Source organism: Vibrio sp. zbq_1 (assembly GCF_043102935.1).
In the GTDB taxonomy this organism is placed as follows: Bacteria; Pseudomonadota; Gammaproteobacteria; order Enterobacterales; family Vibrionaceae; genus Vibrio; species Vibrio parahaemolyticus.
Window position 1 is genome coordinate 494,725 of record NZ_JBICJH010000004.1, and the last position, 25,479, is coordinate 520,203.

Annotated in this window: 11 protein-coding genes; 8 read left to right on the top strand and 3 right to left on the bottom strand. The window is 46.0% G+C overall.

Translation table 11 applies throughout. The annotated features are described in order from the left end of the window. Nucleotides 1-88: 88 nt before the first annotated feature. From ACF8CV_RS02665 to vctC, 5 genes are all read left to right on the top strand, one after another. The gene (locus ACF8CV_RS02665; RefSeq protein WP_065766106.1) at nt 89-769 is read left to right on the top strand and encodes a Crp/Fnr family transcriptional regulator; all 681 of its coding nucleotides are present in this window, start codon (nt 89-91) and stop codon (nt 767-769) included. A 163-nt stretch (nt 770-932) separates the two neighbouring features. Continuing rightward, nucleotides 933-1,841, top strand: a complete 909-nt coding sequence (locus ACF8CV_RS02670) for a siderophore ABC transporter substrate-binding protein (protein WP_069502045.1) — start codon at nt 933-935, stop codon at nt 1,839-1,841. A 22-nt stretch (nt 1,842-1,863) separates the two neighbouring features. After that, nucleotides 1,864-2,799, top strand: a complete 936-nt coding sequence (gene vctD / locus ACF8CV_RS02675; protein WP_069502043.1) for an iron chelate uptake ABC transporter permease subunit VctD — start codon at nt 1,864-1,866, stop codon at nt 2,797-2,799. After that, on the top strand, nt 2,792-3,742 hold the full coding sequence (gene vctG / locus ACF8CV_RS02680) for an iron chelate uptake ABC transporter permease subunit VctG (protein ID WP_005482136.1): 951 nt from the start codon (nt 2,792-2,794) through the stop codon (nt 3,740-3,742). The genes vctD and vctG overlap by 8 nt, the downstream gene beginning before the upstream one ends. Before the next feature lie 2 nt (nt 3,743-3,744). Next, a complete protein-coding gene (vctC, locus tag ACF8CV_RS02685) occupies nt 3,745-4,500 on the top strand; it encodes an iron chelate ABC transporter ATP-binding protein VctC (protein ID WP_025499447.1) in 756 nt (251 codons plus the stop codon). Between the two features lie 47 nt (nt 4,501-4,547). Here vctC and cueR read toward each other — a convergent pair whose 3' ends face one another. After that, the gene (gene cueR, locus ACF8CV_RS02690) at nt 4,548-4,934 is read right to left on the bottom strand and encodes a Cu(I)-responsive transcriptional regulator (protein WP_025606356.1); all 387 of its coding nucleotides are present in this window, start codon (nt 4,932-4,934) and stop codon (nt 4,548-4,550) included. A gap of 205 nt (nt 4,935-5,139) precedes the next feature. Further along, a complete protein-coding gene (locus tag ACF8CV_RS02695; protein WP_069502041.1) occupies nt 5,140-6,126 on the bottom strand; it encodes a helix-turn-helix domain-containing protein in 987 nt (328 codons plus the stop codon). 116 nt (nt 6,127-6,242) lie between these two features. On the opposite strand from ACF8CV_RS02695, the gene ACF8CV_RS02700 reads away from it, so the two are divergent. Continuing rightward, nucleotides 6,243-8,249, top strand: a complete 2,007-nt coding sequence (locus ACF8CV_RS02700; protein WP_069502039.1) for a TonB-dependent siderophore receptor — start codon at nt 6,243-6,245, stop codon at nt 8,247-8,249. A gap of 59 nt (nt 8,250-8,308) precedes the next feature. Further along, entirely contained in the window at nt 8,309-8,590 is a 282-nt protein-coding gene (locus ACF8CV_RS02705) for a DUF2218 domain-containing protein (RefSeq protein WP_005482124.1), read from the top strand. 65 nt (nt 8,591-8,655) lie between these two features. On the opposite strand, the gene ACF8CV_RS02710 is transcribed toward ACF8CV_RS02705, so the two are convergent. Then, complete coding sequence (locus ACF8CV_RS02710) at nt 8,656-8,907, bottom strand: YgjV family protein (RefSeq protein ID WP_005454365.1); 252 nt, start codon at nt 8,905-8,907, stop codon at nt 8,656-8,658. Between the two features lie 867 nt (nt 8,908-9,774). Between ACF8CV_RS02710 and ACF8CV_RS02715 the strand changes: the two genes are divergently transcribed. Next, a complete protein-coding gene (locus tag ACF8CV_RS02715) occupies nt 9,775-25,458 on the top strand; it encodes a retention module-containing protein (RefSeq protein ID WP_392415988.1) in 15,684 nt (5,227 codons plus the stop codon). Nucleotides 25,459-25,479 lie beyond the last annotated feature (21 nt).

The following is a 25,479-nucleotide window of genomic DNA, read 5'->3' on the forward strand; positions in this document are numbered from 1 at the left end:
AATTATCTGGATGAACAAGCAAACTGGCTTAGTCTTTGAGTTGCTCATTTGTCCGGATTAGCATCCTTCCTAGCATAGAGAAAAACGCATGAAAATCAGCCCTTATCCGACTGGTCGCTTCAAAAACTATCTAGAACAGAAAAGTGCCGCGTTTCGTGATCTCATCTATCAGTGCCAAGTAAACACTCGTTATTTTGATGCAGGCGAAGCCATTTTGCGCCAAGGCGAGCAACTTCAGTACCTGTATATCGTGCCTGTTGGACGTGTTTCTATGAGCATTTTGGCCGCCAATGGGCGACGTTTCCAACTAGGGGAGGCGAACTGCGATTACCACATTTATGGCGAAATGGAGTACTTTACTCAAACCCCTTGCCAGTGGAATGTGGTGGCTGATGAGCACATGCAAGTCGATGTCATTTGCATTCAAAAACTGACCGAAGCACTACAGCAGCACCCTGAGATGATGGTGTTTTTTGCCTCTGCACTGGCAGAAGACTATCAGGACTCAATGGATATCTATACTAACCGTTTGCTGCATCCCATCACTTACAACATTGCCTATGATCTTCTCGTCCGTAATCAGACGGATACGCTGCTTGGTGGCTTTGACAAAGTGAACCAAGAGGCGGAACGATTTGGTACGTCAGGCCGAGTTTATCGACGTGCGGTCAAAGATCTTATCGATAAAGGACTCATTACAAAAACCGACAATGGCTTAGCGATTCTTGATGAAATGGCGTTAAAAGCGTTCATCGATTCGCACGAATAATTCAATTCGGGATTGCAATGATTGCCATTCATAAGTACTTGAAATGGTTTAATCTAAAATCACTGTAATGAATGTAAAGTCGTATAAATCTTGTTGAATGCTTTTGAGAGTAACGCTATATTGCGAATGCGCATGATAATAGATCTCATTAAGGCTCAACAAAATGAAAAAACTCGTCAGTGCGGCTGTTTTCTCGCTGCTAACCATTTCTCCATCTTTTGCTGCTAACGTTGTTATTGACCATTACATGGAAAAAACCGAGCTAGAACAATCACCTAAGCGCGTGGTTGTGATTGGTTTTGGTCCTTTAGATGCTTTGGATAACTTCGGGATTGACCCTGTAGCTGTGTCAAACGCATCTCATCTTCCGAGCTACCTTTCTAAGTACAGCAAAGAGAATTACACATCAGCAGGCAGTTTGTTTGAGCCTGACTTCGAAGCTATTTATATGCAAAAACCAGATCTGATCTTGGTTGGCCCGCGTGGCTCCGCGAAATATGAAGAGCTAAGTGAAATTGCCCCAACGGTTGTGTTTGCAGCTAAAGAAGGCGAAGGCTACTGGGAAGGCACGCAGGCTCAATGGCGTAACATTGGCAAAATCTTCAACATTGAAGACAAAGTCGAGCAAAAGATTGAAACATTGGATGCTCAATTTAAAGCGATTCGCGACTACAACCAAACGAACAATAACGATGCACTAACGATTTTGAGCATCGGTGACAACATCAGTGCCTTTGGTGCGAAGTCCCGCTTCGGTGCGATTTACAATGACTTTGGTTTCATTGAAACGGTAAAAAACATCAAGACTGGTACACACGGTGACGTGATTTCTTACGAGTTTATCCGTGAAGCTGATCCGAAAAACATTTTGGTGATCGACCGTAATTCGCTGCATGCGAAGCCGAGCCAAGACCTTCGTAAGTCGATGGACAATGATTTGGTGAAAGCGACGACGGCATACAAGAACCAAAAAATTACGTTCTTGGATGTAGATGCGTGGTACTTGGCTATGTCAGGCGTGACTGCGACAGAAAAAATGGTCAACGAGATCAAAAACACCGTCGATCTTTAAGCCCGGCTAGCAGAGGTTAACTTTGAAAAAGTTATTGCTAACCCTTGTGGTTTTAAGCACTGTTTCGTTGTTTGTTGGGGTGGCTGATATGACGCCCCAACAATTGTTTTCAGGCGATGCAAAAGCGTTAGAGCTTTTCTTTACTAGCCGTATTCCTCGTTTGTTCGCGATTTTGCTTGCTGGGGCAGGGCTTAGTATCGCTGGCCTTGTGATGCAGCAGATCAGCCAAAACCGTTTTGCTGCGCCTTCGACCACGGGGACAATCGAGTGTGCCATGTTGGGCTACGTAATGAGCGTGGTGTTCTTTGGCGATGGAGATCATCTTTGGTTGGTGTTTGGTATCTCCGTGCTCGGAACGCTCACGTTTGTACATTTCATCCAACGTATCCAATTCAAAAGTGTGGTGTTTGTACCGCTTGTCGGGATCATTTTCGGTAACGTTATTGAATCGATGACCACGTTCATCGCTTACAAGTACGATTTGCTCCAAAGCCTGAGTGCTTGGTCGGTCGCGAACTTCGCCAACATTTTGCGGGGGGATTTTGAACTGCTTTATATTGCGGTTCCGATGGTGATTCTCAGTTACTTGTTTGCCGCAAGAATCTCTGCGGTCGGTATTGGTAAAGACTTTGCCGTGAACTTGGGTTTGAACTATCAGCAAGTGGTTACTATTGGCGTGCTGTTGGTGTCCATCATGTCCGCAAGTGTGGTGATGATAGTTGGTCAGCTGCCGTTTCTTGGCCTTATTGTGCCGAACCTCGTCAGTCATTTTTACGGTGATAACCTGAAGAAGAACATTCCTTTAACCGCCATGTATGGTGCCATATTGGTTCTCGGCTGTGATTTAGTGAGTCGTTTGATCATCTTCCCTCATGAAATGCCAATTTCCATTGTGATCAGCATTTTAGGTGGCGTGGTATTCATTGCGATGTTGCTAAGAGGTAAGCAGCATGCGTGATTCAACCAAAATCGTTTTGCTTGGTGTTATCGCTCTGGTGTTTGCCTTTTTGTTTATCGGCATTGGCTTGAACGCAGACAACTACCAGTACTTTCTTTCGCGACGCGTACCCAAAGTGTTGGCGATTGTATTAGCTGGCGTGGCGATTGCTCAGTCATCTATGGTGTTTCAAACCATTACGCATAACCGAATATTGACGCCAAGCATTATGGGCTTTGATGCTTTGTACGTGCTCACGCAAGTGTTGATCGTATTGTTGTTTGGTGGATTGAGCACATTAGTGTTGAATATCTACGTCAACTTCACCATTGCGGCATGCATCATGGTGGCGTTTTCTCTGCTTTTGTTTGGCTTCTATTTCTCCAAAGGCAGCCGAAATTTGATCACCTTATTGCTGGTCGGTTTGATATTTGGGCAGCTCTTTTCCAATGTTGCGTCTTTCTTCTCGCTATTGATGGACCCCAATACGTTCGCTTTCGTGCAGTCCAAACTGTATGCAAGCTTTAACAACGTAAAGGTTAATCTCGTGTACTTCAGTGCGCCGATGTTGATACTGGCTTGCTGGTTATTGTTTCGTATGCATCGCACATTGGATGTGTTCTGGTTAGATCAAGACAACGCGAAAAGCTTGGGTGTTGATGTGCCGAAAGTGACCCGCAACGTCTTCATCCTTTCTGCGGTTTTGATTGCAATTTCTACCGCTTTGGTTGGCCCAATTATGTTCTTTGGTTTGCTTGTGACCAACTTGAGCCGTGAGATGTTTCATTCCTATCAACATAAAACATTGTTGATAGGCTGTTCACTATTGGCCATTAGCTCATTGCTTTCAGGGCAGTGGATCATTGAAAACGTATTTAATTTTGAGACAACGCTAAGCGTGGTCATTAACTTCCTTGGCGGCATTTATTTCTTGTATCTGCTGTTGAAAAACAAAGTCGTATAAACATGATAGTCATAGAGAAACTAACCAAAGCATTTGGTTCGAGTAAAGTCGTTGATAGCGCGGATACTCAGTTCGAAAAAGGCAAAGTGACGTCAATCATTGGCCCAAATGGAGCTGGCAAGAGTACCTTACTCTCCATGGCTTCTCGCCTAACAGAGCGAGACGGTGGTAGCGTCATCATCGACTGTAAAGAGATCGCTGAGTGGGATACCAAAGAGCTGGCGAAAAAGCTTGCTGTGTTGCGCCAAGCGAACTCAATCACGATGCGATTTACCGTGAAAGAACTGGTCTCTTTTGGTCGCTTCCCTTATTCAAAAGGCAATCTTACCAAAGACGATCATGCGGTCATTGCACAAGCCATTGATTACTTAGACCTGCAAGACATTCAAGATAAATACTTGGATGAGTTGAGTGGTGGTCAGCGCCAGTTGGCGTTTATCGCCATGGTGATTGCTCAGGATACGGACTACGTTTTCTTAGATGAACCGCTGAACAACTTGGATATCAAGCATTCATTGCAGATCATGAAGGTGATTCAAAGGCTTGCTCATGACATGAACAAAGCAATGGTGGTTGTGATTCACGATATCAACTTCGCGGCGTGCTATTCCGATGTCATTCTGGCGCTTAAACAAGGCAAAGTGGTGGCAAGTGGCGCGGTTGAAGAGGTGATTAAGGCAACAACATTGGAAGACATCTACGAAACACCATTTAACATCATTGAGTTAAATGGCAAGCGCATGTGCACTTACCATTAATCTGAACCAACTTGTTGCCTTTAACGAACTGCAATAGATAGGCGAGCTTACTTAGTGAGCTCGTCTATGATTGGACAGCGACTTTTTGCATCGCCAGGACAAGCCGATACCCAACCTTCCAACTGTTTTTTGATTTCCATCAGGTGAGCAATTTTCTCTTCTACTTCGTGCAGTTTATCCATCGTTCTTTCTTTCACTTCGCTGCTTTTACGGTTTGGATTATGCGCAAGCTGGACGAACTCTTTACATTCTTGAAGTGAAAACCCTGCGTTTTTTGCTCGTGAAACTAAGTTAAGTTCTTGAATATGATTATCTGAATACTCGCGATAGCCAGAATCACTGCGTGCTGGTGGAGAGATGATCCCTTTGTCTTCATACAAACGAATCGACTTTGATGACAGTCCAGTTAGCTTCGCGACAGCGCCAATATTCATGTTTAACCTCCACATTCGAGATAACGCCGATGCCGTTAATTGTCGTTGCGTATCAGCGCGTTAAACATATTGGTTTCTACGCAGCTTTGATTTGCAACTGATGGCATTGGCTTGATGTTTAACGCGAGTATATACCCATGTCGCCGACGATATATACCCCAAAGTACCTAAGTAGGCTGGATAGACGCATTGTTGAGCGCTCCCGTCACTCTTTTACGATCTCATGGGGCGGCACACCGAACACTTTTTTAAACGCAATAGTGAAATTAGAAGGATGGTGATAGCCCGCTTCGTACGCGGCTTCAGTGATCGACACTAAACCACGCTCCAAATGTACTCTTGCGATCTCAAGACGACGATAACGGATATAACCATTCACCGTCATATTAAGTGACTGTTTAAAGCGGCGTTGTAGGTTAGACACACTCATCGAGAATACCTCTGCAATGTGTTCGAGGCTCAACTCTTGTCCAAGGTGCGTTTCGATATAGCTGACAATGTTTTCCACGCGTGAATCACTATGACGTTCGGTGATTTTATCTCGGTAACTGTTGGTGTTTTGAGGGCAAAAATCCTGTGGCATTTGTTGTGTTGCGTGAAACAGAATTTGATAAATCAAACTTTCGATTTCGAGCTTGTCTTGGAAACGATGCGGTGTATCCCGGTTGGTGAGTTCGGTGGCAAGAATAGTTAACGCCTGATTAAGCTCTAGGTGGTAAAAGGCTTGGTGCGTTTCAAAGAAGGCAGTACTGCAACACGATTCTTCCGAGCGGGACTCTAACCATTGCGGCTTTACAAGAATATTAATCTTGTTGATCTGATTGTTTTCAATAAGCGAACGACGAAAGTTAGCAGGATGAATGAGATTCACCACCACGCCTTGAGGTGTATCACTGGCATCGAGATCGAACTGTAAATCGTCGTAGCCGAAAGAGAGTTTTCCTTCGAGAAGAATGGTGATCAACAATGAAGCGTGCGCGGTAGAGACGATATTGGAGTCAACCAATTCAATGCAGCGCCCGCCATGCACAAAAATCTGGTCATTGTATTGATAAGACAAAAACTTCCCTTCGGCCAGTTGGGTCTGGCATGGTTGCCCTTGCGTCACAATTAACTGTTTTTCCGTGGCTTCCAGTTTTTGGGTCATAGCTATTTTGCCAAGTTTAGTTCGTTTGGCGGTGACTTCCTGCATTTGACGTTTCCTCATAACACTTGTGCGATTTCGCATAACTGAATCGCCTTTGTATTTATAAAACACCTGCTTATTATACCTGAGAATTATTATCATTAATATTTAGGAATGTACTTATGGAAAGCCCAGCTTGCTCATCAATCAAGCTTTCAAGCCTTTGCCTTGCAGTGGGAATGGCCTTGGCAAATCCCGTTTTAGCTCAAGAATCTGACTCTCATTTCGAAGAAGTCGTAGTATGGGGAACGAAAGTTTCCAGCAATACCGAATCGATGTTCGCGGACGATATGTCATTAAAGCAGGCCGATCATATGTCGGATCTACTGCGTGATATTCCGGGCGTTGATGTGGGCGGCACTCACTCAGTCAACCAACGCATCACGATTCGCGGCTTGGGTGAGACTGACTTGGATATCCGTCTGGATGGCGCGTCACAACACGCGAGTATGTTCCACCACATCGGTAACTTGACGCTGAACCCCGATATTCTAAAGTCGGCAGATATCCAAGTGGGTAACAACTCAGTGACGCAAAATGGGTTGGGTGGTTCGGTGTATTTTGAAACCAAAGATGCACGCGATTTGCTTCGTTACGATGAAACTTTTGGCGCGCGTGTATACGGTGGTTTTGCATCTAACGACAATCAACAAGGCTCATTAACGTTATACGGTTTGCTGTCAGAAAACGTAGACGCAATGGTTTATGGCCACTATGTGACGCGTGACGATTTCAAAGATGGAAACGGTGATAAGACGTTCGGTTCGGCAGGGGACGTTTACAACATTCTTGCGAAGCTTGGCTACGAGTTTAATGACATTCACCGCTTCGAACTTTCCTACGATATGTACCGTGACAGCGGCGATTACAGTCCGCGCCCTGATATGGCAGGTAGCGCAAACAATGGCTTGTCGAGCAAGTTGCTGATCCCAACGGATTACGATCGCGATACCGTCACGCTCAGTTACGAGCTAAGAGGCGAGCAGCACCAAGGTAACGTGACGCTTTACAACACCGAAACTGAAATCAAACGTGATGAAACGGTTATGGCACCGCGTTGGCCTTCGAACCGCTTGTCAAAGAACACGGCTAAGAACCAAAACCTCGGCTTAAATGCGAAATTCCAATCGGATTTTGCTCTCGCTCAGTTTGATAACCGAGTGACTTATGGCTTTGACTACATGGATAAGACGTCATCTAGTTACTACGGCAGTAGCAAGTTTATGGATGAATCGGCTGTTTCAACGGCGCTGTTTATTGAAGATCAGTTCTTCTTTTCGGATGCCTTCTTTATTACTGCGGGTCTGCGTTTTGATGATTACAAACGTAAAGCGGAAACAGGCACAAGCAATTTTGATGACGTGACTTGGGCATTGGCTGCAGAGTGGGCGGTGACACAAGACTGGACACTGTTTGCGAGCTCGCGTTCCCTGTTTAAGGGCCCAGAGTTGATGGAAACGTTCATCGCGTATCAAGACGTTGCGTACCTCGATGAAGGCATGAAGGCGGAAACGGGCCAAAACACCCAAGGTGGCCTGCGTTTCAACAAGACGTTAGATAAACACTTCTTCGGTGCCAATGTGACGGTTTTCCAAACAAACATTGATGATTACATTGCTGATAAATACCAAGATGCGACTCAAACCTACCTGATTTACAACATCGGTGACGTTGAGATCAAAGGCTTTGAAGCCAGTGCGTCCTACGGGTATGACAAATTCAACAGTAAGCTTTCTTACTCGCAGTCTGATACCAAAAACAAGAACACTGGCGGCCCACTTGCAGGTGGAAATGGTCGCAGTATCGACATGGGTGACAGCATTGCTTTAACGCTGGATTACCAATCTGATTCGCTAGAAACCATCTTTGGTTGGACATCCATGTTTGTACTTGAAGAAGACAATGTGTTTGATGGTCAGCCTGCTAAAGATAGCTACGATGTGCATAATCTGTACGCTCAGTGGGTGCCGTCGAACGTTGATGGCTTATCGGTAACGTTCGGTATCGATAATATCTTCGATGAGGTTTACACATCACATGCGTCACGTTCGGGCACGGTACGCGGCTTCACGCTAGATGATTACGAACCAGGTCGTAACTTCAAGCTTTCAGCGGCTTACCAATTCTAAAACCTACTCATAAGGCTCTCGAAAGAGGGCCTTTTTACACGAATAAGCAAAGTGACAATATGATCAAAGAAACGACCCAGATTGAAAGTGAACACGCGAGCAAATACTTAGTGACACTATGCCGACATTTCGCACGTAAAGTGCCTGCAACGTGGGATGAACAAAGTGGCTTGGTAACATTCCCTGCTGGAAAGGCAGAATTCAGTTTGAATGGGCTGTGCCTCATTATTGCGTGTGAAGCGGATTCTGAAAAGCAGTTGGAGCAAGTGAAGGGCATTATCGAATCGCATGTCGAAATGTTTTCACGTAGAGAGACGCTCGAGCTTGATTGGATTCGATAAAAACGAATTTTAGACAATAAAAAAGCCCGCAGTGTATGACTTGCGGGCCTTTCAAAATACGAGTTTTATTGGGCTTTTTCAGGCTCTAGGCTTTTTTTTTCCTGCTGCATTTTAGCTAGGAAGTACACGTTAACACATGCAATAAAGCCGTTTGTTAGCACTACTGGCCACGAATCAATCATCAGTCCGTAAGCAGTGAACAGTGCACAGCCGATAAAGTTAAGGATACGAAGCTTAACAATATCTTTCATAGTTAGCGAAATTGCGACCATGATTGAAGCTGCGTAGCCTAAAATCTCAACCATATTCATTTCCATTATTTGACCCTCTTTAAATCTGCCGAATTTGTCGGTACCAATTCTTCTCATCTTGAGATTAGCGAGGAAGCTCCATGCCTCGAATGGTCTTTATTTTTGTATTGGCCGTACTATATCAATGGAAAAACCGTGATGAAAGCCTCAAATCAAGGTTAAGAGAAGGTTAGCGATTACGCAAACGTTTAGGGAGAAAATTACTGATAACTTTACTTATTATGTTGATTGATAATAACGATGGGATTGATAGCTCAAACGCAGTTGAATATATGGGCATATTATCCTAATATTGCAAATGAGAATTATTTTTATTTGTGTCGTTTTTATGATGTATTTTTCTGCTAGTTTAGTTGTTTTATGCGCTGTTGCGCTTCGGACAAAACCTAATTCATGGTGTGTAGGTTTGCACATGGCTTTACACATGATGTTAGCCCTGTTTTTCCAACCTATTTATCTCGTTCAGTATCTAATTGTGACGTTCTTTTCTTCTCCTTTACTAATAAAATTATCAACTCGCTCAAGTCTCTACAGTATTTTGTTTGCGTTTTTACCACTTTTGATCGCAACTGGCAGTATCGCTTTTAGTTAAGTGACTTTGATAACTCCGTTTTTTATCAGACCGACTACACTTGTTTAGAAATAAGTGACGCATTTCATATAATTAATTGATATTGCGCCGCTAGGATATGTGTCCTATTTTTGTGACAGATAGTAACTTTCACTTGTTTTGGGATGTGGAACGCAATAAGTCGATTGTTTAATGAGTTGATAGTTAGTTTAATCAACCAACGATGTGCAAAACACCACATATATTCAACTAAAAACTATGCAATAGGTTAATGGGAAACGTTGGCCATTAGCGGAGGTCAGATGAGTACGCAAACCGTGCCGCAAAACGCGATTGTAAATGCTGTCAAAGGGGAAGTTTTGGTATTGGATCTTACAGGTAAGATCCGAGTGGTAAGCGCCGGAGATGCGTTAAATACAGGGGATGTCATTGTCACAGAAAACAATGCGTCTTTGGATGTTCTAATCAATAACGAGCTCTATCTTGTCGACCAAAACTGTGTCGCATGTCTTCCCGAGCCTTCATCAGAACAACCGGAAACTTTGGTTCAAACCCCGGTTGATGGTCAAATTGCTTTCGACCCGACGGCGATTGATAGTGCTAATTTTGACGCAAATGATGTTGCTGCTATACAACAAGCGATTTTGGAAGGTGCCGACCCGACGGCAATTCTTGAAGCAACGGCCGCTGGTGGCGATGCATCTGGCTCGGCAAATGCTGGCTATGTGACGGTTGAATACAACAACCCAGAAATGCTTGCCTCGACGTTTTTCGAAACCTCTGCAGCGCGCACTGGCGTGAAAGATCGCGAAGAAACCGATGACATCAACGTCACCATTTTTGCTGATGGTGGACAATCTCTTGAATCGGAAGTAACCGAAGGTTCGATTTCCCTTACGACTTATCCTCAATCTATTGCAACCAGCATCTCCGTTGAGGCGGGGGATCTCCCGCTTGACCCTAGCTCATTTGTGCCATCTGCTGCTTCACTAGAGTCGCTACTGGCAGAGTTGAACACCGATATTCAATCTGGTGGTAAAGCTGTCGAGTTCTCATACGACGAAGCGCAAAATGCCATCATTGGTGTTCAAGATGGCAATGAAGTCCTACGCATTGAAATTGAAGCGACTTCGCTAGGTCGTAATATCGAGTTGGAGGTGACGACCACCATAAGCCAAGGCATTGACCATGTTGCGTCTGTAGATGACGGGCAGGTGTCGATTGTTGGTGACCGCATCAGTATTGAGTTTGAGATGACGGGTGCCGATATTGGTGGTAACAGTATTCGTACGCCAATTGATTTTGTCACGACGATTATCGATGGCGATAATCCAGCGCCGCAAGACATCTCGTTTGAGAATGAAGAATCTTCATCGACGCCAATCACGGGGACGTTTGTCGAAATTGGCAGTGACCAGTTGGCTTCTGTCACCTTTAATCAGGAAAGTTTGTCGCAATTTGGTGGTGTGTTGAGTGACAACCAAGCGACGGTTGCGACCTTGTCTGAAGATGGCAGTAACATCACGTTAACCGTAGCTGGCACGGGAGAGGTGGTATTAAGTATCTCTTTAAACACCGACGGCACGTACCAATTTGAACAGTTCAAACCGCTTGAGCAGACGAATGATAGCGATACGATAGCGCTTTCTCTTCCAACGACGATCGTGGATTACGACCAAGATACGGTCAGCAATACCTTTGTGATTACAATTGCTGATGGCGATAACCCAGTCATTAACAATGTCACAAGCTTGTCTTTGGATGAGTCTGGCGTCGAGCAAGGTTCTCTACAGGGCATCGCGATTACTAGCGGTACCGGATCGATTTCGGCAGCCGCAGGCAGCGATATTATTGATCACTTCGAAGTAGAACCAACGGAATTTAATGTCTCTGGCGAGTTGCAATCGCAAGGGCAAAATGTACTTCTTGAACTCACTTCTGATGTCAACGGCGTTCGTACTTACGAAGGTTATATTGAGCTTGATGGTGTGCGCATTACGGTATTCGACATCAGTATCGACTCTCCGTCTCAAGGCGAATATCAGTTCAACCTCTATGAACAGCTGGATCATACTGGCGCAAACGACGAATCGTTAACGTTCACCATTCCAGTTTATGCCGTTGATGCCGACGGAGACCGCTCTTCTTTGACGCTCGGTTCGAACGATGCCAAAGCCGCAGAAATCGTTATAGAAGTTAAAGATGATGCGCCTTCTATTGATGGTGTAGAAGCTTTAACGGTGGATGAAGACGACCTTGCGAGCATCGGCTCGGATCAAAATGATTCTGTTTCGGTTAACGGCAAGTTCACCACGACAGAAGGTTCCGACCGAGTGGTGAGTTATCAACTCGACGCATCGACCAATCCAATTGATGGCTTGACTTCACATGGTGAAGCCGTTGAGCTGGTAGAAACCGCAAATGCCGACGGCAGCTTCACTTACACCGCGACAGCAAACGGCAACTCAGTATTTACGCTGGAGGTGAATGTTGATGGTTCATACAATTTTACGTTGGAAGGCACAATCGATCACGCTAGTGGTAGTGATGCGTTAACACTGAGTTTCCCTATTACAGCGACGGATTTTGATGGCGATGCCAGCACCATGGTTTTGCCTGTCACCATTCAAGATGACGTTCCTACGATTGATAATGTCGAGCCTCTCACTGTAGATGAAAATGACTTAATTACGAATGGTGGACAATCAAACGCACTGTTGGTTGAAGGGCAGTTCACTACCACGCAAGGCTCAGATGGTGTAGTTCAGTACCAGCTTGAAACAGGTTCAGACCCGCTAAACGGTTTGACCTCCAACGGTCAAGTTATCACGTTGGCTGAAGTCAGTAATGCCGACGGCAGCTTTACCTACACGGCGACGGCAAACGGCAATCCGGTATTTACGTTACAGGTAAACAGTGACGGGAGTTACTCGTTTGAACTACAAGGGGCTGTTGATCATGCTCCAAATAGTGACACCTTAACGTTGGGCTTTTCCATCATTGCGACGGATTTTGATGGCGACACGAGCAAAATTACGTTGCCAGTCACGATCGTTGACTCATTGCCAGTTGTAACGAATTTTGAAGCGATCAGTGTTGAGGAAGACGATCTGGCTGGTATCGGTTCAGACCAAAACGACCCAGTTTCAATTGATGGCCAGTTTACGACCACTGAAGGTGCAGACAGAGTTGTGAGTTACCAGCTTGACTCGAATGCGACACTTGTTGATGGATTAACCTCACAAGGCGTAGCTGTCACAATGACAGAAACGGCTAATTCTAATGGCAGCTTCACCTATACGGCAACAGCAGGGACAAATCCGGTTTTCACATTAACCGTCAATCCAGACGGCAGCTACAACTTTACCCTTGAAGGCGCGATTGACCATGCAGAAAACAGCGACAGCTTAACGCTCAACTTCCCGATCACAGTGACCGATTTTGATGGAGACACGACTTCCGCCGTTATTCCTGTCACGATTACTGATGACCAACCGACTATCACAAATGTTGAAGCCATCAGTGTTGATGAAGACGACTTAGCGAACATCGGTTCGGACCAAAATGATTCACTTTCGATTGATGGGCAGTTCACGACAACGCAAGGTTCTGATCGCGTGGTGAGTTACCAGTTAGATACCTCTGTAGATGTGGTTGCAGGGCTCACCTCGCAAGGCAATCCAGTGGCGTTGATAGAGACTGCAAATCCTGATGGCAGCTTCAGCTACGTTGCGGCCGCAGATGGCAACCCTGTGTTTACGTTGGTAGTGAAAACGGATGGCAGTTATAACTTCACGCTGGAAGGCCCAATCGATCACGCTATTAATAGCGACGAGCTAACGCTGAACTTCCCAATTATTGCGACTGACTTTGATGGCGATACAACTTCTGCCACCATCCCAGTGACTATCGTAGACGATAAACCAGTCATCACGAATGTGGATGCAATCCAAGTTGATGAAGATGACTTGACGGGGATTGGCTCAGACCAAAATGATGCACTTTCCATCGACGGCCAATTTGCAACAACGCAAGGTTCTGATGGTGTCGTTAGTTATCAATTGGATGCTTCTGCCGACCCTGTAGTAGGGCTGACGTCTCAAGGCGTCGCGGTAACGATGACTGAAACGGCCAACCCAGACGGCAGTTTTACTTATCAAGCCACCACGGGTGGTAACGCCGTCTTTACCTTGATTGTTAACGCAGATGGTTCTTATAACTTTACGCTAGAAGGCCCTATCGACCATGCCAATGGTAGTGACGAGCTAACGCTGAACTTCCCGATTATTGCGACCGATTTTGATGGTGATACCAGTTCAGCGGTGATCCCAGTGACCATCGTAGATGACCAACCAACTATCACAAACGTCGATTCTATTACGGTTGATGAAGACGATTTATCGGGCGTTGGTTCTGCTCAGGATGGCGTTGTTTCTATTGACGGTAAATTTACTACAACAGAAGGCTCTGATCGAGTGGTGAGCTATCAACTTGATTCCTCGACGGATCCTGTTGCTGGCCTTACCTCACATGGCGAAGCGGTTGTACTCGTAGAAACGGCAAATGCTGACGGCAGCTTCACTTACAGTGCGACGGCAGATGGCAATCCAGTATTTACGTTGATAGTGAACGCTGATGGCTCTTACAACTTCACGTTGGAAGGCCCAATCGATCACGCTATTAATAGCGACGAGCTAACGCTGAACTTCCCAATCATCGCAACGGACTTTGATGGTGACACCAGCTCCGCGGTGATCCCAGTGACTATCTTCGATGACCAACCGACCATCACAAACGTCGATGCCATTACAGTGGATGAAGACGATCTGTCAAATACAGGCTCAGACCAAAACGACGCAGTTTCTATTGATGGCAAGTTCACCACTACGGAAGGTTCTGACCGAGTGGTGAGCTATCAACTCGATGGTTCGATGAACCCTGTAGCAGGATTAACGTCGCACGGCGAAGTTGTTGATTTAGTTGAAACAGCGAATGCAGATGGCAGCTTCACTTACACTGCGACCGCCAACGGCAATCCTGTCTTTACGTTGGTGGTGAATACCGATGGTTCATACAACTTTACGTTGGAAGGCCCAATCGATCACGCGACTGGTAGTGATGAACTGACGCTAAACTTTCCAATCATCGCGACCGACTTTGATGGCGATACGTCATCGGCAACCATCCCTGTAACCATTGTTGATGACCAGCCAACAATTAACGATGTTCAAGCGATCACCGTTGATGAAGATGACCTCGCGCAGATTGGCTCGGCTCAAGACGGTTCAGTATCGATTGACGGGCACTTCACCACCAATCAAGGTTCTGATGGTGTTGTGAGCTACCAATTGGATGCCAGTGCGACGCCTGTTGATGGGCTTACTTCGCACGGTGTTGCGGTGACATTGAGTGAAACGGCAAATCCAGATGGTAGTTTCACTTATACGGCAACCGCAGGAACCAATCCTGTCTTTACGTTAACTGTGAATCCAGATGGCAGCTACAACTTTACACTCGAAGGCCCAATTGACCACGCTATTAATAGCGACGAGCTAACGCTGAACTTCCCAATCATCGCGACGGATTTTGATGGTGACACCACTTCTGCCACGATTCCTGTGACCATTGTTGATGACCAACCAGTGATCACAAATGTTGAGCCAATCACGGTCGATGAAGATGACTTGATCAACATTGGTTCTGATCAAAAAGATGCGCTTTCCATAGACGGTAAATTCACTACGACTCAAGGCTCGGATAGTGTCGTCAGTTATCAGCTCGATGCGAGTGCGATGCCTGTTGATGGGCTTACTTCGCAAGGTGTTGCCGTAACCATGACTGAAACTGCAAACGCAGATGGCAGTTTTACTTACACAGCAACCGCGGGTGCGAATGCTGTGTTTACGCTCGTTGTAAAACCGGATGGCAGTTATAATTTTACTCTTGAAGGGACACTTGACCATCCAATCGGTGCAGATGAGCTAACGCTGAATTTCCCTATTATCGCGACCGATTTTGATGGCGACACCACGAGCGCGACTATTCCAGTCACGATTGTTGATGATCGACCAACACTCGATGGTATCGACGCAAACAGCGTACTCACAGTAGACGAAGATGATTTGCCAACCGTGGGTTCTGATGGCAATGAACCAACGAGTATTATTGGTAAGTTTGTCGCGACAGAAGGTGCGGACCATATCGTCGAGTACCATATCGTTGACTTGAACACGCCAGTTCAAGGCTTAACGTCTGGTGGGCAATCACTGACTCTCGTTGAAGTTTCTAATTCAGGTGGCGTATCCGTTTATGAAGCCATTATTGATGGAACAACAACACCTGCTTTTCGAGTGACGTTGGATGTTTCTGATGGCAGCTACAAGTTTGAACTACTTGAGCCTCTCGATCATCCAACCGCGAATGGTCAAAACGACATCGTCATCAACCTTCCTATCGCAGCGACGGATTTTGATGGTGATGTTTCGAATACTCTCACGTTGCCGATCACTGTTGTGGATGACGTACCAACCATCGATGGTTTGGCTCAGGGTAGTGAACAGACCGTCGATGAGGACGACCTACCGCAGGGTACTGACCGTACTCAAGACACCATCATCGGTGGTACCTTCGATGTAACAGAAGGGGCAGACCAAGTCACCTCGATTCAACTGAGTGATTTGACGACGCCAGTTAGTGCATTAATGTCTGGCGGAGAGGCAATCACCTTAGTCTTAACGTCCAGTACTGGCGGGGTGAATGTTTATCAAGGTATCACGGTTACTTCTCAAGAAGTGGTGTTTGAGTTAACTCTGAATGCGTCAAATAGCTCCTATGAGTTTGATCTTAGAAAACCACTTGATCATCCTGATGGTAATCAGCAAAACAACATTATAATCGAACTGCCAATCACCGTGACTGACGGTGATGGCGATGTATCACCAGTGTTCACGTTACCAATTACGGTGGTAGACGATGTACCTGTGGTAACGAATATAGACCGCTTACAAGTGCATGAAGATGATTTGCCGCTGGGCTCAGACGAGACCAAGGAGCCTCTAACGGTTTCTGGTCAGTTTGAAGTGACCAGCGCGGATGGTATCGACTCATTTGTTCTGGATCTCAATTCCAATCTACTGCCTGCACTTACTTCTGGCGGCGAGAGCATCGCGATTACTCAAGACGCTACAGCGTCAACGAGTGATGCTTTGGTTTATGTCGGAAAAACCGCTGGTGGCGACACCATTTTCACGCTGACATTGCATCAAGACGGACGCTACGATTTTGAATTGTCTGGCGCGCTCGATCATGCGACGAACTCTGATGACCTGACCATCAATCTGCCGATAGTGATTACGGACGGCGATAACGACTCCGTTAACGCGACGTTGCCAGTCACTATTTTGGATGATAAGCCGACGATTGAAGCTATTCGTCCAGGAAGTCACTTGTCCATTGATGAGGATGACATTCCGAACAAAGGGTCGGATGGTCAAGGTGATCATATTATCGGCGGACATTTTGATGTCGTTGACGGTGCAGATTCTATCGTTAGCTTCCAATTGGAGGATCTTGTCTCACCTGTTGCTGGGTTAACGTCAGCAGGTCAGCCACTAGAGCTTGTTGAATACTCAAACGCGAATGGCGTGATTGAGTACCGTGCGTACGTGCAAGGCACTACCGATATCGTGTTTAAACTTACGTTAAATGCTGGAGAAGATAGGTATCAATTTGAATTATTTGCTCAGCTAGACCATCCAAATGGCAATGGTGAAAACGAGCTAGTGATTGATTTTCCGTTGAATGCCACGGATTTTGATGGTGATGTGTCGAACACGATTAGTTTGCCAATTACCGTTGTTGATGATGTGCCGTCTATCACTGGGGTGGATAACAGTAGCCAGTTGACGATTGACGAAGATGATTTACCTGCTGGCTCTGATACTTCTGGCTTACGAGTGTTAGATGGACACTTTAACGTTGTTGCTGGCGCTGATGAAATCGTCAGTTATCACGTTTCTGACTTAGCTGGCGCGGTCGCTGGTTTGCAGTCAAATGGTCAAGATGTGGAACTAAGACTGGTCTCTGAAACCGACGGTGTAAGCACCTATGAAGCGGTGATTGTTGGCACGAACACGCAGATTTTCACCCTAACGTTGGATGCAAAAGACAATAGCTACCAATTTGAGTTAGTGGGCCCTGTGGATCATCCTGCTGGCGCGGGAGAAAACAGCCTAACGTTAGATATTCCTATTTCTGTTACTGACTTCGATGGTGATACATCGGCATCTGTGAACTTGCCAATTACCATTGTGGATGACGTGCCGGAAATCAAAACGGCGACGCCGTTGTTCTTAGATGAAGATGACTTGCCTTCAGGCTCAGAGCTGAGCAAAGACAGTCTAGAAGCAAGCGGCAGCTTTGATAGCGTAGAAGGCGCGGATACGATAGTTTCTTACCAGTTAGATTTGTCTGGCAACCCAATCAGCGGGGTAACGTCAGGCGGCCAAGCGGTCACGCTCGTACAAACTGGTGTGAATAACAACAACTACACTTACCAAGGTCAAACGCCAGATGGAAAATCGGTGTTTACTCTGGTGTTACGTGCTGACGGAACATACAAATTCACGCTAGAAGGCGTACTGGATCATGGTGTTCAGGGCGAAGATTTACTGACGCTCAATCTGCCTGTTTTTGCGACGGATGTGGATGGCGATACCGCAGGTATCAATCTTCCTGTGACGATCACAGATGATATTCCAACGATTTACGATAGTTCCATCACTCGTGTTGAAGGGCAGGGAACGCGAACCGTTCAACTGTTCCAAGACCCTGTAGAAGGCGACTTAAATTATGGTGCAGATGGCAGTGAGCTGACCTCATTTAGCGCAGACGATTCAGGTATCTATTTCAAACAGAATGGAATAGATATGACAACCGTTGATCTTAACGGCAGCAATCAAACGGTTTTTGTACATAAAACCTTAAACGGCGTTGACACTGAAATTGGGCGTTTGATTGTTCGAACTGATGGCTCTATTAGCTTTAGACCAAATGACGATCTTGATCATACCGATGCGGCTTCAATCGATTTCACGGTTCATGTTACGGCTACCGATGGTGACGGCGATACGAGTACCGCCGATCTCGACATCTCCGTGACCGACAGAAATGCACAAATCGATACCTCATCGGTGTTGTCTTTCGAAGATAAAGGCCGTGACGGTTCTATCCTTGGTACTGAGAATGCCAATACGCAAGATAACTTATCTGGTCTAGATACTACGCCAGCGAAAGTCGATCTAGTGATTAACTTGCACGACCTCGATAGAAATGAAAGCCTAGGCGATATCACGATTCGCGATGCGAGCACGCACAACGGCACGTTCTATTATCGAAATGCCAATGGTGAGTACATTGAACTTACTCCAGTCAATGGTTCTGTTGTGTTGGACGGTTCGAATGTCATTCAATCATTCAATGGTGAGTTCGTTACGCTTGAGAACCTCTATTTTGTGCCTGACCGCCATTTTGCGACAGGCGATAGTGGCATAGATCCACGTATCCGAGTTGAGATCCTTAATAACGGCGTGTCTGACCACATCATCAATGGTAGGCTCAACATTCAAGTGGAAAGCGTTGCAGACATCGCGACTTGGACGGCAAACAGTACCTTTAACTACACGGTTGATGAAGATGGTAACAACGTTTCTCTGAACATCAGCGCGCAAACACAAGACAGCAGTAACCCAGAAAGCATCGTGTACGAACTTGTCTTTACCCAAGGTGAGGGCAACGCAACGCTAGTTTACTCAGATGGCAGTGCTATCGCGCAAACGGGTGGGGTATACCTTGTTGATGCAAGTCGAATTGGCGATGTTCAAGTCGATCCAATTGATAACTTCTCGGGTGAAATAAAAATTGATGTCACTGCGATCACCACGGAGAGCGTGAATCCACTGACAGGTAAAGAAACGGCTCGCTCAGAAAAGGAAACCATCGTCATTGATGTCTCTCCAGTCGCCGATGCTGGCAGCTTTACCGTTAATCGCATCAATATTTTCGAGGATAACGCTCGCACTCAAGATACGGTCGATCCGGTTACTGACCACGATCCACTTCAATTAAGCGAAGTGATTTCAATGAAACCATCCGCGGATATGGATGGTTCAGAAGAGCTGTTTGTTCGCATCTCGAATTTCTCTATCGACGGCGTGACGCTTGTTTGGCTCGATGGCGCGAATCCTTCACAGATTGTTGAAGTGACGGATGGCAACGGCAATGTGCTGTATTACGAAATTCCTGAGTCACAGCTGACGAATGTAGAAGTGCTGCCACCACTGCACAGTAACGACGATTTCACCTTCAACGTAGAAGGCATCGTAAAAGACAGCGCTTCGCTATCAACAGGTTCCGCGCAAGATGTACTTTCACTCGGGAACAAAACCGTCATTGTTGATGTGAAAGGCGTAGCGGATATTCCAATCGTTGAACTCAATGATAAGTCAGGTATTTGGCAAGAGTTTGATGATGGTAACGTACGTGGCGTTCAAACATTTGTGGATGAAAATGGCCAAGTTGATATTTCGTTCAGCATTCTTTCTGGAGAGTTCAAAGACAACCCGAACGACCACTCTGAAACGGTAACGGTACTGCTTTCCAACATTCCTGATGGCGTTGAGATATTTGATAATGATGGCAACTCGGTCGATTTAACGTTCGTTGGGTACGATGGTAATAACCAGCCAATCTATGAAGCGAATATTACGCAAGCAAACATCAACTCGGGCATTGTGATTAAACCGGAAGCATCGTCTACCGAGAATATTCACATCACAGCAACCACGATCGTTACTGAAAACGATGGTCATACGCGCACCTCAACTGGGGAAATTCGTGTGATTGTTGGCCCTGTGATTGACGCAAGAAATAACTATACCGTGGTTTCGGAAGGTGACGAAGATACGCGCTTCAACATCGATTGGAAACCAACGACCAGCCAAAGTCCAGATGCCGATGAGTTCTTCTCAGAAGTGACGATTTCTGGCTTCCCTCCGAGTTGTACCGTGTTCGTGGATGGTGTAGCGCAAACGCTTGTCGCTGGTACGTTAACATTAACGCCGCAAGCCAATGAATCGGAGCAAGACTTCTCTGCTCGCGTTACGCAGAGAGGTTATGTTCAAGTTGAGTTGGAACAAGATTCCAGTACCGACTTTGATTTGAGCACAACGTTGACTGTGAAAGAGATTGACCATGAGTACGTTGATGCGGCAAATCCAGGACAAGGGATTGCAGAAGCGGTGATTACTGGTTCGGTTCACGTTCAAGTGAATCCGGTTGTTGAGCCGGAAGATATCTCTGGTGCGATAGGCGATCAAACGCGCTTGCTGGTCACAGAAAGTAATGGTACTGCGATAGACGTTGTTAAATCGGATGCGCAAGGTGCAATCGACTTTACAATCAACACCTCTGCGGGTGGCCAAGCTGGTGCAAACATCATTAAATACCAAGAGTTTGATGCTTCTTCGGATGAGGTGGTGACTGAATTGGTTGTACAGTTACACACGACCGATCCTGCCATTCTCAACCAGCTAGTCATTATCGGAGCACTGAATGAAGGTGACGGTCGTTGGACGATCATTGATGAGGAGAATTTCTGCATCAAAGCGCCATCTGGCCTTGATTTGACGCCTAACGACGACACTGACAATGGTGATAACGGCGGTTTATCGCAAATTGGTTTGACGATTTACGCGCGTGTGAATGACTTAGGTGAAGATTCGGTTGAAAAAGACGCAACTGAAATAAGACAAACGGACGTGATGTTGGAGTTCCCAACGGTTCTTACTCCGCAAACCAGTGTCGCGGCCGAAATTGACGTGACCGATGACGTACAAATTGAGGGCTCAGAAGACAACTTTGTCGATCTTGGTGCTCAGCTTACTTCCAAGATTGATGTGATCAATCCTGATGGTGTGGAAGACGTATTGACCATCATCATTGACCCATCTTCACCTGGTATTCCGCCGGGCCTAATCATTACGGGTACGGACGTTGATTTTATTAACGGCAAATACGTATTCCAAGCGGATATCGACGCAAGCGGAAACATTGTTGGCCTTGAAGGCTTAACGATGCGTGTGGCTGAAGATTATGCTGGCGACTTCGTTTTGCCTGTGAGATTTGTGACTAAAGATACGGGCTCTGCAGATGAAAAATCGTCCACAGAACTGATTCCGGTGCAAATTCTGCCAGTTGCTGACGTGCCAAGTTCGGCAGGCGACCAGCCGTTGGATCGCAACATCACGCCAGATGTCACAGTCGATATTACTGGAACACTTGGTCTTGATGCGAACAAGCAGCCTGTTGATGACCTCAATAACGATGTTCCAACCGCTGATGGTATTGGTTACGAAGATGGATTAATTCAGCTTAATTTGAACGTCGATTTTGCAGATGGCTTCAACAACACATTAGGCGGTAGAGAAACGTTAACCAACATCAAGTTGACGCTTGATGACACGACACAGGGTGAGTTTGTCGATAGCAATGGCAATAGTTTGGGCACGAGTATCGAATTTAATGAAGCCGATATTTTAGCGGGAGCGTTGGATAACGTTCTGTTCAAACCGAGTGAAAACTACCCGGTTGGTGGTGGTCAAAATACGGTGAAAATTAACATCGAAGGCGAAATCACAGACGTTGCCGTGTTTGACCAATCGACATTGATCAATCCGGGCGATAACGTAGATGTACGCACCTTTACCGACGACGTGACATTTGAAGTCACGCCTGTCGTGGATGACATTGTAATTACGGGAACCGATCCAAGTCAGCCTATCGTCGTGACGGGTGATGAAGATACGTTGATTTCACTCAACCAGTCAGGTACTGGCGTTACGATCAGTCTGACCGACGATGATGGCTCTGAAAGCTTTGTTTCACTTAAGCTGACAGGCATTCCGAATGACTTTGTTGTTGAGTCTAATTCATCCGATTACATTGTGAAAAACGCAGGCAATGGCGAGTGGAGCATTCAAGTTAAAGACTTGACGCAAACTTCTATCGACTTGAGCGATATTCAAATTAAGCCGCCAAAACACTTTAGTGGTGAAGTTGAAATCGGTATCTCTGTCTTCATTCAAGAAGAGTTGTTGAAAGTGCCTACCGAGCGAAACAGCAACTTTACGTTAGTCGTTAACCCGATTGGCGACGATGTGGATGTTAACCCAGATACTCAAGTCTCAGGCTATGAAGGCGAAGACATTACCATCAACGTGAATGCGCTGGTGGTGGATAACAAAGAGTCGATTGGCGACGGTGCAAATTATCAAGAGAATGATCCAGAAACATTGAGGGTTGAGATTTCAAACGTACCAGATGGTGCGAGCTTGTCACTTCCAGATGGAACGACATTTGTTGATCAAGGTAGTGGTGTTTTTGTCCTTGAAATCAATGCTCAAGACCTAGATCAAATCGTCTTTAATTCTGGTGACAGAAATGACAATTCTTGGGCTGGCTCGCTTCATTTTAAAGTGCAAGCGGTCGATACCGGCCTAGACGGCAGCCAAAGCTTGGGTAATGCGGAAGAGTTTGATGTGTCCGTCGATGTTACTGCGGTAAACGACAGACCTGATTTCGTTAATGTTGTCGATGTGGAAACACCTGAAGACAACGCCTTATTGCTAAATAGCTTCGGTATCTCTGATGTCGATGCGGTACTTGATAACCCGAATGCAGAGTATGTTCTTAATGTAGCGGTAGATAGCGGGTATCTCGCATTGAACGCTAACGTTATCTCGAAATATGGTTTGACGGTTCAGGGTGACGGTACAGGAGCGGTTGAGCTAAAAGGTTCAGTCGCAGATCTCAATGCCGCCATTGCAGAAGGATTGATAGAGTTCAACCCTGATCTCAACTTCTTCGGCGATGTTACTGTGAACATTACAGTCGATGACCAAGGTAACGAAGGCATTGTTATTAGTGGTGTTGATGACACTTTAAACACCAACAGCAGCAGTTTTGTGATTGATGTTACAGCCGTGAACGATGCGCCTGAAACGTCGCCAGTTACCTTGACAAGTATTGGTGAAGACAGTGGTGTATTTGCAATTTCTGCATCAGATTTGCTTGTGAATGCCACTGATGTGGAAAACGACAACTTGACGGTGAGTAACGTTCAACTTGTAGACCCAAGTTCTGGCTCTTTGGCGTTTAACGCAGCCACAGGGAATTGGGAGTTTACGCCAGCGCCGGGTTACAACGGCCCTGTAGAGCTGACTTACGATATTACGGACGATGGCACAACAAATGGTGTATCCGATCCTAAGACGGTATCGGGTTCTGCATCTTTTGAAGTGTTCGATGTAAACGATGCGCCTCAAACATCGGAAGTGACGCTTTCTTCGATAGAAGAAGACAGCGGCGCTGTGAGTATTACTGCCTCGGAACTATTGGCAAACGCGACCGATCCGGAAAACGATAACTTGGCGGTCAGTAATGTCACGCTTGCGGATCCATCAGCGGGAACGATCACGCAGATTAGCGCGACGGAATGGCGCTTTGAACCATCAGTAAACTTCAACGGCGACGTGAGTTTTGTCTATGACATTACTGATGATGGCACAACCAATGGAGCACCGGATCCAATCACAATCAGTGGCTCTGCGGTCATGAACGTTCAAGCGGTTAATGATGCTCCAGAGATTGATGGCTCATTAGTAACCAGCACGATCTTCGAATCGGCAGGTCAAAAAATATCAGGCATTACGATAGCGGATGTGGATTTCACTGGTATCCATGAGAACGAGATCATGACGATTTCGCTCAGCACGAGTGAAGGTGATGTCAGTGTTATCGCGCCATCCGGCAGTGGTGTGACGCAAGGTGTTGGTTTAGCGGGTGAAACCGTGTTGATGGGGACGTTGTCCCAACTTAATGCGGTGTTGACTTCGACAGATCCAAATGTCGGTGTTTTTGTCGATGCAAGTGACGTGAACAGTTCAGCGATTTCATTGACGGTTACAGCGGACGATAATGGAATTTACTATGAGAATTCCACAGGAACGTCGCTGCAAGCCACCGAAACGTTTGATATCAACGTGACACCAGTGGCGGACAAACCGACGCTTGCCTTTGACGCGAACTTTAATTACATCCAGCGCATTACTGCTAGCCAAAGTGCGAGTTTTCAGGGCGTAGCGTTAGTCGGCATTATTGCTGCACTGACGGATTTGGATGAAGTCTTAGCGTTAGAGGTGACAGGCGTTCCAAGAGGCGCAACGCTAACGAGTGATGCAACCACATCGAGCATCAGTTTTGATAGCGCGACTTCTACTTGGACAGTGCCTGCTGATGAAATTGATACGCTTCACATCGATAATGTGCGCCAGGGTGATCACGATATCACGCTGACTGCGGTTTCAACGGAATCGAATGGCGATCAAGCGTTCTCAGACCCAATCGATATCAGCATCAATGTTACGTCCAACAACCGTGACATCGATGTTTCTTCTGAAACAGAAGATAATCTGTTACTTGGTAGTGATCGCGGAATTTCCCTCATCGGCGGGGCGGGTGATGACCGCATTATCGGTGGTGACGGCGATGATATTCTTATCGGTGGTCTGGGTTCGGACATCCTAACGGGTGGCGGTGGTAACGATATCTTTAAATGGACTCAAGATACCGTTGACGAAGGTGCGGTGGATACCATCACCGACTTTACGCTTAATGAAGACACGATCGATCTTAAAGACGTGATTGCGGATTTAAATGACCCAATGGCAGGAATTGATGAGTTACTTGCGCATATTCAAGCGGACTACGATGCCACGACAGACAATGTCTCTTTGAGCATTACTACTGATGCGAACGTTCATCAGACTATTGTGGTTGAGAACTTAGGTCAGGCAATAGACTTCAATGGATTAAGCTCAAACGAGATTGTTGAATCGCTTCTTAATCGAGGTGTTATTGATAACGGATAAAGTGACTTGAGAAATGAAAAG